General features: G+C 74.2%; 10 protein-coding genes. 7 read left to right on the forward strand and 3 right to left on the reverse strand.

Features of this window, described 5'->3' with window-relative positions:
- The first annotated feature begins 69 nt into the window (after positions 1-69).
- The gene (gene truA / locus ACFV0G_RS21725; RefSeq protein ID WP_380550187.1) at positions 70-969 is read left to right on the forward strand and encodes a tRNA pseudouridine(38-40) synthase TruA; all 900 of its coding nucleotides are present in this window, start codon (positions 70-72) and stop codon (positions 967-969) included.
- A 25-nt stretch (positions 970-994) separates the two neighbouring features.
- On the opposite strand, the gene ACFV0G_RS21730 is transcribed toward truA, so the two are convergent.
- The gene (locus ACFV0G_RS21730) at positions 995-1,969 is read right to left on the reverse strand and encodes a hypothetical protein (protein ID WP_380550190.1); all 975 of its coding nucleotides are present in this window, start codon (positions 1,967-1,969) and stop codon (positions 995-997) included.
- A gap of 103 nt (positions 1,970-2,072) precedes the next feature.
- Between ACFV0G_RS21730 and ACFV0G_RS21735 the strand changes: the two genes are divergently transcribed.
- The 6 genes from ACFV0G_RS21735 (at position 2,073) to ACFV0G_RS21760 (ending at position 11,752) form a co-directional block, all read left to right on the forward strand.
- A complete protein-coding gene (locus tag ACFV0G_RS21735; protein WP_380550193.1) occupies positions 2,073-3,731 on the forward strand; it encodes an ABC-F family ATP-binding cassette domain-containing protein in 1,659 nt (552 codons plus the stop codon).
- A 227-nt stretch (positions 3,732-3,958) separates the two neighbouring features.
- The gene (rplM, locus tag ACFV0G_RS21740) at positions 3,959-4,402 is read left to right on the forward strand and encodes a 50S ribosomal protein L13 (RefSeq protein WP_030055846.1); all 444 of its coding nucleotides are present in this window, start codon (positions 3,959-3,961) and stop codon (positions 4,400-4,402) included.
- Between the two features lie 48 nt (positions 4,403-4,450).
- A complete protein-coding gene (gene rpsI, locus ACFV0G_RS21745; RefSeq protein WP_380550196.1) occupies positions 4,451-4,954 on the forward strand; it encodes a 30S ribosomal protein S9 in 504 nt (167 codons plus the stop codon).
- A 960-nt stretch (positions 4,955-5,914) separates the two neighbouring features.
- Positions 5,915-8,227 carry a nitrate- and nitrite sensing domain-containing protein gene (locus tag ACFV0G_RS21750; protein WP_380550199.1) on the forward strand — a complete coding sequence of 771 codons (2,313 nt, stop codon included), beginning with the start codon at positions 5,915-5,917 and terminating at the stop codon, positions 8,225-8,227.
- A 769-nt stretch (positions 8,228-8,996) separates the two neighbouring features.
- On the forward strand, positions 8,997-10,259 hold the full coding sequence (gene lysA / locus ACFV0G_RS21755) for a diaminopimelate decarboxylase (protein WP_380550202.1): 1,263 nt from the start codon (positions 8,997-8,999) through the stop codon (positions 10,257-10,259).
- 77 nt (positions 10,260-10,336) lie between these two features.
- Positions 10,337-11,752: an amino acid permease gene (locus tag ACFV0G_RS21760; protein ID WP_380550205.1), complete on the forward strand. Its 1,416-nt coding sequence runs from the start codon at positions 10,337-10,339 to the stop codon at positions 11,750-11,752.
- A gap of 14 nt (positions 11,753-11,766) precedes the next feature.
- Here the strand turns inward: ACFV0G_RS21760 and ACFV0G_RS21765 are convergent, their stop codons facing one another.
- Both ACFV0G_RS21765 and ACFV0G_RS21770 read right to left on the reverse strand, forming a co-directional pair.
- The gene (locus ACFV0G_RS21765) at positions 11,767-12,411 is read right to left on the reverse strand and encodes an ATP-binding protein (RefSeq protein WP_380550208.1); all 645 of its coding nucleotides are present in this window, start codon (positions 12,409-12,411) and stop codon (positions 11,767-11,769) included.
- 63 nt (positions 12,412-12,474) lie between these two features.
- Positions 12,475-12,867, reverse strand: coding sequence for a hypothetical protein (locus ACFV0G_RS21770; RefSeq protein ID WP_380550211.1), 393 nt, complete (start codon positions 12,865-12,867; stop codon positions 12,475-12,477).
- Positions 12,868-12,938 lie beyond the last annotated feature (71 nt).

The following is a 12,938-nucleotide window of genomic DNA, read 5'->3' on the forward strand; positions in this document are numbered from 1 at the left end:
GCCCTCCCCATCCGTGGGGAGGGCGGGCCCGAGCAGTTTCCCCGCAGGCAGCCCTCCCAGGGAGAAGAAGTGGCCAACGACTGCGCCGAGCAGCCCCCCGTCAAGGACGGACCGGCCGACGGCCACCGCCGGATCCGGCTCGACCTGGCCTACCAGGGCGCCGACTTCTCCGGCTGGGCCCGCCAGCGCGGCCGGCGCACCGTGCAGGAGGAGATCGAGAACGCCCTGCAGGTGGTCACCCGCAGCGCCCTCCCGTACCAGCTGACCGTCGCCGGCCGCACCGACGCCGGCGTGCACGCCCGCGGCCAGGTCGCCCACGTCGACCTCCCGGACGCAGTCTGGGCCGAGCACGGCGAGAAGCTGCTGCGCCGGCTCGCCGGCCGGCTGCCCGCCGACATCCGGATCTATCGGGTCGCCGAGGCCCCGCACGGCTTCGACGCCCGCTTCGCCGCGATCTGGCGTCGCTACGCCTACCGGGTCGCCGACCACCCCGGCGGCGTCGACCCGCTGCTGCGCGGCCACGTGCTCTGGCACGACCGTCCGCTCGACGTCGACCGGATGAACGAGGCCGCCCGGCTGCTGCTCGGCGAGCACGACTTCGCCGCGTACTGCAAGAAGCGCGAGGGCGCCACCACCATCCGCACCCTGCTCGAACTGCACTGGGACCGGGTGCCGGTGGACCCGTACGCGGCGCAGGAGGGCACCCTGGCGGTGGCCACCGTCCGGGCCGACGCGTTCTGCCACAACATGGTCCGCTCGCTGGTCGGCGCGATGCTGCTGGTCGGCGACGGCCACCGGCCGCTGGAGTTCCCCGGCCAGGTGCTGGCCGGCCGGGTGCGCAACTCCGCGGTCAACGTGGTGCGCCCCTACGGCCTGACCCTGGAGGAGGTCGGCTACCCGGCCGACGACCTGCTCGCCGAGCGCAACCGCGCCGCCCGCCGGATGCGGACCCTGCCGGGGCAGGACTGAGCGCATCCCGGCGGGGGGCCGAACCTCAGCGGTAGGACGCCAGCCCCGTCCGCCCGCGCTCCAGCAGGGTGTCGTACACCGAGGACGCGACGTCCCGGCCGGCCTGCTGGGCGGCCTTGTCGTCGGCCGGCACGGCCGAGCCGTCGTCCGGGCCGGCCACGGTGAAGTAGGCGTACCGGCCCAGCGACGAGCGGCTCGTCGCGCACGTGACACCGGTCGCGCAGAAGCCCTTCGCGCCGCCCTTCACCAGGGGGCCCATCCGGCCCTTGCCGTCCGCCTTCGCCTTCTTCGCCCGCGAGGAGCTCGTGAACACGGCCACGCCGACGGTGACCTGCACGTGGTGCTCGTCGGCGTACGTCGCCCGGTACACGGTGCGGCAGTCCGCCGACGCCAGCGTCTTCTCCAGTCCGTCCACCGGCGCGCGGTTGCAGTCCTTGTCCGAGTCGGTGCCCAGCAGGGTGTACCGGCGGTCCTGGACGGTCAGCGTCTTCGCCGGGAACAGCGCCTCGGCGGAGAGCGCGGCCTTGTCGAGACGGGAGTCGCCGAGCAGTTGCAGCGGGGTGGTCGGCGCCGAGGGCGACGCCGACGCGGAGGCCCCGGAGGCGGAGACCGAGGGCGACGGCGAGGCCTCCGCCGCCTCCGGCGCGCCCCGGCCGCGGGAGAGCACCAGCGCGGTGGCGACCAGCCCGGCCACCGCCGCGACCGCCAGCACCCCGCCGCCGATCAGCAGCGCGCGCCTGCGGCGGCGGGTGGACTGCGCGTTGCGGTCGGCCAGCTCCTGCCAGTCGGGCTCGGCCGGCGGCGGGTAGCCGTAGGCGGTCGCGCCCTGCGGGTACCCGTAGCCGAAGGGCCCGGCCTCCTGCGCCGGGGGATAGCCGTACGCGGCCGGCTGCCCCGGCACCGCGGGCCCGGGTGCGGCGGCGCCCTCCCCGGTCGAGGGGGAGCCCTCGGGCTGCTGCGGCTGTCCGCCGAATTCAGGTGCGGTCGAACCATCGTTCATGTGCGCGAACACTAGGCCATCGTCGGACGGGCCCGGGGCGAGGGGCCCGCTGCCGGTGAAAAGCGTTTTGGCCGCAGCGGCGCCGCATAGCACAATCCGACACATGGGACACGTCGAGATCTCGCACCTTGAGTACTACCTGCCGGACGGGCGGGTGCTGTTCGCCGACGCGTCCTTCCGCGTGGGGGAGGGCGCCGCGGTCGCCCTGGTCGGCGCCAACGGCGCCGGCAAGACCACCCTGCTGCGCATGATCGCCGGGGACGTCCAGCCGCACGGCGGCACCGTGACGGTCAGCGGCGGGCTCGGCGTGATGCGCCAGTTCGTCGGCACCACCGGCCGCGAGGACCAGCGGGAGACCCCGGGCGCGCTGCCCGCCGACGCCTCCGTCCGCGACCTGCTGGTCTCCGTCGCCCCCGCGCGGATCGCCACCGCGGCCCGCGCCGTCGACGCCGCCGAGCTGGCGATGCTCGCCCAGGACGACGAGAAGACCCAGATGCGCTACGCCCAGGCGCTGGCCGACTGGGCCGACGCCGACGGCTACGACTACGAGACCACCTGGGACGTCTGCACCATGGCGGCGCTCGGGATGCCCTTCGACCGGGCGCAGTTCCGCGGCCTCAACACCCTCTCCGGCGGCGAGCAGAAGCGCCTCGTGCTGGAGGCGCTGCTGCGCGGACCCGAGGAGGTGCTCCTGCTCGACGAGCCGGACAACTACCTCGACGTGCCGGGCAAGCGCTGGCTGGAGGAGGCCATCAAGGCCACCAACAAGACCGTCCTCTACATCTCGCACGACCGCGAGCTGCTCTCCCGCACCGCCGAGAAGATCATCAGCGTCGAGTCCGGCGCGGCCGGCTCCAGCGTCTGGGTGCACGGCGGGGGCTTCGAGTCCTTCCACGACGCCCGGCGGGCCCGCTTCGAGCGCTTCGAGGAGCTGCGCCGCCGCTGGGACGAGGAGCACGCCAAGCTGAAGAAGCTGGTGGTCACGCTCCGCCAGGCCGCCGCGGTCAGCCACGAGATGGCCTCCCGCTACGCCGCCTCGCAGACCCGGCTGAAGAAGTTCGAGGACGCCGGCCCGCCGGAGGCGCCGCCGCGCGAGCAGTCGATCACCATGCGGCTCAAGGGCGGCCGCACCGGCGTGCGCGCCTTCACCATGGAGCAGCTGGAGCTCACCGGCCTGATGAAGCCGTTCGACCTGGAGGTCTACTACGGCGAGCGGGTCGCGGTGCTCGGCTCGAACGGCTCCGGCAAGTCGCACTTCCTGCGGCTGCTGGCCGGCGACGACACCGTCCGGCACGGCGGCAGCTGGAAGCTCGGCGCCCGCGTGGTGCCCGGTCACTTCCGGCAGACCCACGCCCATCCGGAGCTGCTCGGCCGCACCGTGCGCTCGATCATCGAGGAGGAGCACGCGCTCGGCCGCGGCGCCGCGATGGGCGCGCTGCGCCGGTACGAGCTGGACCGCCAGGAGGAGCAGAAGTTCGAGTCGCTCTCCGGCGGCCAGCAGGCCCGCCTGATGATCCTCAAGCTGGAGCTGTCCGGCGTCACGGCGCTGCTGCTCGACGAGCCCACCGACAACCTGGACCTGGAGAGCGCCGAGGCGCTCCAGCAGGGCCTGGAGGCGTTCGACGGCACGGTGCTCTGCGTGACGCACGACCGCTGGTTCGCCCGCAGCTTCGACCGCTTCCTGGTGTTCGGCTCGGACGGCCGGGTGTACGAGTCGCCGGAGCCGGTCTGGGACGAGGCCCGGGTGGTCCGCGAGCGGTGACGCCCGGGGCCCGGCGTTTTTGACCGGCCCCGGTGCGCCCGGTAGGCTGGGCGCTTGTTGTGCGTATTGGCTCGCTCCATCTCACGTGAGAGGTCGGTACGCCGGAGACACCAAGGTCGATGACCGGCGGTCCAAGCCCTGATTGCGTCCAGGGCGGGCCAGGCCGATCCATTCGTCCACCGTGCTCCCGTCAAGGACACACTCACTGAAAAGCAGAGGCTACGACCGTGCGTACGTACAGCCCCAAGCCCGGCGACGTCCAGCGTCAGTGGCACGTGATCGACGCGACCGACGTCGTGCTCGGCCGCCTGGCCTCCCAGGCCGCCAACCTCCTGCGGGGCAAGCACAAGGCGATCTACGCGCCGCACGTTGACACTGGTGACTTCGTCATCATCATCAACGCCGACAAGGTGCACCTGTCTGGCAACAAGAAGACCCAGAAGCTGGCCTACCGCCACAGCGGCTTCCCGGGCGGTCTCCGCTCGGTCCGCTACGACGACCTCCTGGCGAACAACCCGGAGAAGGCCGTCGAGAAGGCCATCAAGGGCATGATCCCCAAGAACAGCCTGGGCCGTCAGATGCTCTCGAAGCTGAAGGTCTACTCGGGCGACCAGCACCCGCACGCTGCGCAGCAGCCGGTGCCGTTCGAGATCACCCAGGTCGCGCAGTAATTCCGGCCACCAAACCCCATCACTGAACAGCAGGAGCTGAGGAACACCGTGGCCGAGACTGCCATCGAGAACACCCTCGAGGTTGACTTCGACGAGAACGTCGAGGAGTACACCTCCGAGACCGAGTACACCTCCGAGTCCCTGGCCGGCCGCTTCGGCGAGGCCACCCCGGGCGCCGGCCTCGGCCGCCGCAAGGAGGCGATCGCCCGCGTGCGCATCGTCCCGGGCACCGGGCAGTGGAAGATCAACGGTCGCACCCTGGAGAACTACTTCCCCAACAAGGTGCACCAGCAGACCGTCAACGAGCCGTTCAAGCTCCTCGAGCTCGACGGCCGCTACGACGTCGTGGCCCGCATCGCGGGTGGCGGCGTCTCCGGTCAGGCCTACGCGCTGCGCCTCGGCGTGGCCCGTGCCCTCAACGAGGCGGACGTGGACAACAACCGCGGCCCGCTCAAGAAGGCCGGCTTCCTGACCCGTGACGCCCGCGCCGTCGAGCGCAAGAAGGCCGGTCTCAAGAAGGCCCGCAAGGCGCCGCAGTACAGCAAGCGCTAATGGCACCCCCGGGGGTGCGTGCCGCTCCGGTGGTACGCACCCCCGGGTGCATTCCGTACGCCCCGGAGTACCTCGTGTACTCCGGGGCGTCGTGCTCTCCGCCCGGTGCGGACGGCGGGGAGCAGTGAAAAACTCCGAGAGAACGCCGCAGGGCGACAAAGGACGGAACAGTGGGACGACTCTTCGGTACGGACGGGGTGCGCGGTGTGGCCAACGAGGGCCTGACCGCCGAACTGGCCCTCGGCCTGTCGGTCGCCGCGGCGCACGTGCTCGGTGACGCCGGAGCCTTCGAGGGGCACCGGCCGGGGGGCGGGGGGGGGCCCCCCGACAGAGTTGCGGTCCCCGGGCCGGGGGGCCGCGCGCGCCCCGCCCCGCAGCTGGGGGCGTCCCCCGCGGGGGGTCCCCCCGCCACTGTCATGTGCTCGGGAAATGCGCATTCGCCCGGACGCCTTGACCGATCCGTGATGGGCCGTTGAAACATTCCCGCAAGGATTTGCCGGTGTTTGCGGGCCGGTCCGGCCGCGCGGCGCGGGGGTGTCCGCGGATGCGCGGGCGGCCGCCCGCCCACGGGTGCGGCGGTGCCCCGTCGGCGCCCGATGACCGGTACCGGACAGCTGCCGCCCGGATGTGGCGGGCCTCCGGGCGGCCGGCGGCGAGTGGCGGTCCCGTGGAGAAGATGTGCGATGCAACCTCATGTGGCGTTGTCGTAAAGGCGTTTCACCTGATCAGAGCAGGTTTGCAGGCCATCGGGCGGGCCTGTTGCGCACCATGACGGATCCTCAGGGGAGGGGGTGCGTTTTCCCGACTGTTATACGGTGTGGCTAATATCCATCCGTCAGAGTCCTTATCAGATTCGACCAGTTCCGAACGACTGGTGTCATCTCCAAGGAGAATGCCCTGCGCACGCGCGCGTCTCGGCGGATCTACGCGGGCCGGCTGTCGCTCCGCGCGACCCTGCTCGTGCTGGCCATCGTCCCCGGTGTGGCGCTCGCCGCGCTCTGGGGCGTCGCCAGCGGACAGCTCCTGCTCGACTTCCAGCGCCAGGCCGCCCAGGGCCTCCTGGCGCAGAAGGCCGGCCAGCCGTCCAACATCGTCTACTACAACCTCCAGGAGGAGCGCCGGCTCAGCGCCGACGTCCTCGCCCGGCGCAGCGGGGCCGGCGACGCGCTGCGCGCCCAGCGCACCAAGACCGACCAGGCGATCGACCGCTTCCAGTCGCTCTCCGGCGTCGACGCCGCCGACGCCCCCGCGGAGGTCCGCGAGGCGGTCCGCCGGGCGCGCCAGGACATCGGCCAACTCCCGGCCCAGCGGGCCCTGGTGGACGGCGGTGGCAGCGAGCAGCAGGCCACCGTCTACCGCTACTACACCGACCTGATCGCGGTCGACCTCCAACTGTTCGCGGCGCTCAGCCACGTCGACAACGGCCGGATCACCACGCTCTCCCAGCCGCTGGTCGACCTGTTCTGGGCCAAGGAGATGATCTCCCGCTCGGACGCCCTGCTGGCCCGCGGCTGGTCCGACGGCAGCCTGTCCGCCGACGACTACCGCCAGTTCCGGCAGTCCGTCGACGAGCAGCCCTTCCAGTACGGCAGCAAGGTGGCCCCGTACCTGTCGGCCGACGAGAGCGCGATGTGGAAGCGGATCGCCGACGGCCCGGCCTGGCAGGCCAAGACCCGGATCGAGCAGGCGCTGCTCGATCCGGTCGCCGCGGACCGCTCCGGCCGGATCCCGCTCACCGCCGATCAGCAGCAGTGGCGGCAGGCGATGGACCAACTGACGCCGCAGCTGGTCGACCTGATGGAGCACCGCACCGATGCGGTGGTCGCCGAGGGCAAGAACAGCATCGTCTCGCTGCTGCTCAAGCTGGTGCTCACCACCGTCATCGGCCTGCTCGCGGTGATCGCCGTGGTGATCACCAGCTGGCGGCTCACCCGCACCCTGCGCCGCCGGATCGTCCGCCTCCAGGGCCAGGCCGAGGAGCTGGAGCGCTCGCTGCCCGAGGTGGTCGCCCGCCTCGGCCAGGGCGAGCAGATCGACGTCGAGGAGCGGGCCAGGGCGATCGAGCGCGACCCGTGGGCCCGCACCGAGGACGAACTCGCCCGGCTCGGCGAGGCGTTCAACCTCGCCAGGACGAGCGCCCTGCAGGCGGCGGTGGCCCAGGCCGAGCAGCACCGCGGCTTCGAGCGGCTGCTCCAGCGGATCGCCCGCCGCACCCAGCAGCTCATCGGCCAGCAGCTCAAGAAGCTCGACGAGCTGGAGCGCCGGCACGAGGACCCGGAGATCCTCGACGGCCTGTTCGACCTCGACCACCTCACCGCCCGCCTGCGCCGCTACGAGGAGAACCTGGTCATCCTGGCCGGCGGCACCCCGCACCGGCGCTGGCGCAAGCCCGTCCCGCTGCTCGACGTGATGCGGGCCGCCCAGGGCGAGGTGCAGGACTACCGGAGGGTCGTCATCGACCTGGACGGCAGCCCGTGGCTGTCCGAGCGGGCGGTCGGCCCGGTCGCCCACGTCCTCGCCGAACTCGTCGAGAACGCCCTGGCCTTCTCCCGGCCGCCGAACCCGGTCGAGGTCCGCGCCGGACGGGTCAGCCGCGGCGTCGCGATCGAGGTCGAGGACCGCGGGCTCGGCATGGACGAGGAGCAGATCGCCGAGGCCAACGAGCTGATGAGCCGTCCGCCGCGCACCGACGTGCTGGCCCGCGGCGACGACATCCGGCTCGGCTTCTACGTCATCGCCCGGCTCGCAGACCAGAACGGCCTGCGGGTGGAGTTCCGCCAGTCCGCCTTCGGCGGCACCCGGGTGGTCGTGCTCGTCCCGGACACGCTGGTCGTCCCCGACCCGGCCGGCCGTCCGGTCGCGGTGCCGCCGCCCGCCGGGTCCGCCGTGCTGCCCACCCGGGCCCGCGGCCGCGCCCTCGCCGGCGTCACCGCGCTGCCCGCCCCGGCCCGCGCGGTCGCCGATCCCGACCCCTACCGGGACTCCGGGCGGTACCCCGCGGACGAGGAGCCGTACCCGGCGGCCGACCCGTACCCGGCGGACCCGGAGCCGTTCGGCGCCGCGGCCGGCCCCCCGGCGGTCGGGGTCGGGGTGGGCGGCGGGGGGGCGCGGGCGCGGGCGCGGGCGCGCGGCGGCGCGGCCCCGCCGCGGCCCCGGCCCGGCCGGCGCTCCCCCGCCCGCAGCACCGCCCCGCCGCCCGGGCCGCGCGCCGCCACCGCCTGCTCCGCCAGCCGGCGGGCGCCCGCCGGCCCGACCTCGGCCAGCAGCACGTAGACCGTCCGCCCGACGGCGGCCACCGCCGCCTCCGCGTGCACCGCCGACCAGTGCCGGGCCGCCGCCGCGGCGAGTCGCACCACCGACGGCGGCTCGCGGTCCGCCGTCCGCAGCGGCGCCAGGCCCACCAGCACCAGCCGCGGCCGCTCCGGCAGGCCCAGCGCGTACCGCAGATCGGCTGCGTGCCCGCTGCCGTGCAGGGCGGCGCGCAGCCCGTCCTCGCGGGCCCGCAGCTCCAGCTCCTGCGCGCTGCGCCGGCGCAGGATGTGCAGCGCGGCCAGCCGGGCGCCGTCCAGCAGTGCCCGCTCGCCGGCCGCGTCCAGCCCGGCCGGGCCCTCGATCGCCCAGATGGTGCCCAGCGGCTGGTCGCCCGCCCGGATCGCCACCGCGGCCCGCGGCAGCTCGTCCTCGGCCAGCGTCGGCAGCCGCAGCACGCCGCGGGCGGCCAGCACCTCCCGGTACTGCGCGGGCTGCTCGGCCTGGTCCGGCACCCGGCGCTCCAGGATGCCGCGCCGGCGCAGCTCGTCGATGCGCTGCTCGGGCAGCGCGGAGTACGCCAGCACCCGGCGGTCCAGGTCCTCGACCGCCACCGAGCCGCCGATCACCGCGGCGATGGCGTTGGCCAGGGCGAACAGCTCCTCGCTGGTGCCCTCCATTGGCGTTTCCGCATGCTCCATGCCCAGACCCTAGGCGATTTCGCCAACGACGCCGGGCCCGGCCGCCGCCACGATGGCTCTGCACCGCCACCGACCCCCGGAAGGGGCACCCCATGCAGGACCAGCTGATCGGCCTCTTCCCGCCCGGCACCGCGCTCGACGACGACGGCACCCTGCTGATCGCCGGCTGCCCGGTCACCGAGCTGGCCGCGGCCTACGGCACCCCGGCCCTGATCGTGGACGAGGGCGCGCTGCGCACCCGGGCCCGCGCCTACGCCGACGGCCTCGCCGCCCGCTGGCCGAACTCCCGGGTCGCCTTCGCCTCCAAGGCCTTCCCGTGCACCGCCGTCTACCGGGCCCTCACCGAGGAGGGCCTCGGCATCGACGTGGCGAGCGGCGGCGAGCTGACCCTCGCGCTGGCCGGCGGCGCGGACCCGGCCGGACTGGTGGTGCACGGCAACGCGAAGACCTCCGAGGAGCTGCGGATGGCCGTCGACGCCGGGGCCGGGCTGATCGTGGTGGACAACTTCGACGACATCGACCGCCTGGAGCTGATCCTCGCCGAGCGGCCCGGCCGCGAGCAGGGCGTCCTCGTCCGGGTCACCCCCGACATCCGCCCGGACACCCACGAGGCCGTCTCCACCGGCCAGGCCGGCTCCAAGTTCGGCCTGCTGCTGCCCGAGGCCCGCGAGGCGATCGCCCGGCTGCGCGGCAGCGACCGGCTGCGCCTGGACGGCGTCCACGTGCACGTCGGCTCGCAGATCATGGACACGAAGCCGTTCGCGCAGGCCGTCGAGGCGGTGGCCGGGCTCGGCGAGTTCGACGTCTACGACCTCGGCGGCGGCCTCGGCGCCCGGTACACCTACCAGGACCGCCCGCCGAGCGTGGCCGAGTACCTGGACGCCCTCGTCGGGGCCGCCCGCGGGGTCCTGCCCGCCGCCGCCCGCATCCTGATCGAGCCGGGCCGCTCGATGACCGCCGAGGCCGGCGTCTCGCTCTACCGGGCGGTGACCGTCAAGCACGGCCGGCCGACCTTCGTCGCGGTCGACGGCGGCATGGGCGACAACCTCGAGGTCTCGCTCTACCAGCAGCGGTTCGAAGCCACCGTGGCCACCCGGGTGGGCGGCGGCGAGCCCGTCCGGCTGGTCGGCCGGCACTGCGAGTCCGGGGACGTGCTGAGCGCCGGCGTCCCACTGCGCGACCCCCGTCCCGGCGACCTGATCGCCGTCCCGGCCACCGGCGCCTACACCTTCGCGCTCAGCAACAACTACAACGGCGCCCGCCGCCCTCCGGTCGTGTTCTGCCGCGACGGGCGCCACCGCGCCGTGGTGCGCCGGGAGACCTACACCGACCTGCTCCGCCGCGACCTGGACTGACCGGGCCCGGCCGTCCCGAAACCCCCACCCCCACCCGAGAGGCCCCCATGACAGTGAATCTGACGCTTCGTCAGCAAATGCTGAGACGCAAGCCGGTCGACGCCCTGCAGGGCGAGGGCGGCGAACTGCGCCGCACCGTCGGCCTGTTCCAGCTCACCATGATCGGCATCGGGGCCACCATCGGCACCGGGATCTTCTTCACCCTCGACTCGGCGGTGCCCGAGGCGGGTCCGGCGGTGGTGCTCTCCTTCGTGATCGGCGCCGTCACCGCCGCCCTCACCGCCCTCTGCTACGCCGAACTCGCCTCCGCGGTACCGGTCTCCGGCTCCTCGTACTCCTACGCCTACGCCACCCTGGGCGAGTTCGCCGCCTACGCGGTCGGCTGGTGCCTGCTGCTGGAGTACGCGGTCTCCGGCGCGGCGATCGCGGTGAGCTGGGGCCAGTACCTCAACGGCCTCACCGAGCGGCTGTTCGGCTTCCAGTTGCCGCAGGTGATCGCCGCGCCGCCCGGCGCCGGCGGCTGGGTCAACCTGCCCGGTGCCGTCCTGGTGCTGCTCTGCTCCCTGCTGCTGGTCCGCGGCGCGAAGGAGTCGGCGCTGGTCAACACCGTCATGGTGCTGGTCAAGCTGGCCGTGCTGGCGCTGTTCGTCGTGGTCGGTGCGAGCGGCTTCCACGCCGCCAACCTGCACCCGTTCGCGCCGATGGGCGCCGCCGGGGTCGGCGCCGCGGCCTCCACGGTCTTCTTCTCCTTCATCGGCCTGGACGCCGTCTCCACCGCCGGCGAGGAGGTGAAGAACCCCCGCCGCACCCTGCCGCTGGCCATCATCGGCGCCCTGCTGGTGGTCACCGCGGTGTACGTGCTGGTCGCCCTGGTCGGCGTCGGGGCCCAGCCGTGGACGGCCTTCGGCGGCCAGGAGGCCGGGCTGTCGGCGATCCTCACCACCGTCACCGGGGCGAGCTGGCCCGGGCTGCTGCTGTCGGCCGGGGCCGTGCTCTCCATCGTCAGCGTGGTGCTGGTGGTGCTCTACGGGCAGACCCGGATCCTCTACACGATGGGCCGCGACGGCATGCTGCCCGCGCTGTTCCGTCGGGTCGACCCGCGCAGCGGCACCCCGGTCGCCGGCACGGCCGTGGTCGGCGTGCTGGTCGCGGTGCTCGCCGCGGTCGTGCCGCTGGACGTGCTCGCCGACCTCACCAGCATGGGCACCCTGGTCGCCTTCGCGGTGGTCTCGCTGGGCGTGCTGATCCTGCGGCGCACCGCCCCCGGCCTGGAGCGCGGCTTCCGGGTGCCCGGCCACCCGGTCGTCCCGGTGCTGTCCGTGGCGTTCTGCGGCTACCTGCTGTACGGGCTGCCGCCGCAGACCTACCTGATGTTCGCGGCCTGGCTGGCGGTGGCCCTGGCGGTCTACCTCGGCTACAGCCGCCACCACTCGCGGCTGCGGCCGGCCGGGCCCGCCGAGCCGGCCGCGGTGCCGGCTGCCGCGGCGGAGTGACCGTCCGGGGCGTGTCAGGCGGCGACGCGCGCCGGCGGGGCGGCGGCCACGGCGCGCACCCGGCGCTCGGCCTCGGGGCCGGCGCAGGCGTGGGCGCCGAGGGCCACCTGGCGGGCCACGATGCCGCGTTCGGCGCGCATCAGCCGCCAGCCGCGGCGCAGCAGGTACGGGACCGACTTGCGGCCCTCGCGGACGTCCCGGCGAAAGCGCCGCCACGCGGTGGTGGCCGGCCGGTTGCGCAGGCAGAGCGCCTCGCCGAGCAGGCCCTCGGCGGCGCACTGGCCGGCGAGTTCGGCGGCGAAGATGCCCTCCGCGACGAACGCGGCGGCGCCGTGCAGCTCCACGACCCGGCTGCCGTCCCGGCCGTTGGCGGGGATGGAGTAGACCGGCACCTCGGCGCGGCCGGTCTCCACCAGCGCCCGGATCGCCGCCAGGGCCTGCTCGCGGTGCCAGGAGAGCGGGGAGTCCCAGTCGGTGCCGCCGTCCTCGGGCAGCTGCGGCAGGGTCGGGTCGTCGCCGTCCTTGTAGAAGTCGTCGAGCTGGAGCACCGGCAGACCGGCCCGCTCGGCGAGGGAGGACTTCCCGGAGCCCGAGGGGCCCGACAGCAGGACGACGCGGGCGCGGGGGGCCGGCACAAGGTTCAGCGGGAGGTCACTCACGGGACACCAGTCTGACGCATCGGGGCCGCCGTTCGAAACCGGTCGGCGGCCGCCGGGCGAATCTCACAGCCTCCGCAGCCCCAGCCCGACCGCCGCGACGTACCGGCCGTGGACGCGGAGGTACACCTCGTCACCGCCGTCCGGCGGGCGGTAGGCGGCGGCGACCAGGTCGCGGTCGTGGCAGGCGGCCGGATCCGGGTCCTCGAAGGAGCCGCCGACGGCGATCCGCAGGGCCGGGAGGCCCCGCGGCGCGAACGCCGCGGCGGGTGCTCCGGGCGTGAACAGCAGGCTGCCCGCGGTGTACCCCTCCGGCGGGCCGCCGGGCCCGGACCGGACCGCGCAGGGGACCCTGGCGGGCCGCCCGGCCCGCAGCCGGCGCTCCGCCCGCAGGGCCCACAGCGAACGCAGCGGCCCGTCCCCCAGCAGCGCCGCCGCAGCGGCCACCATCTCCCCCACCCCGGTCCTCCGTGATCGTCCGCCTCTGCCCGGGAGGACGGCGGCCGGGACGGGGCCGGTTGCCCGCCGAT

The sequence above is a fragment of the Kitasatospora sp. NPDC059571 genome (assembly GCF_042735675.1).
Lineage (GTDB): Bacteria > Actinomycetota > Actinomycetes > Streptomycetales > Streptomycetaceae > Kitasatospora.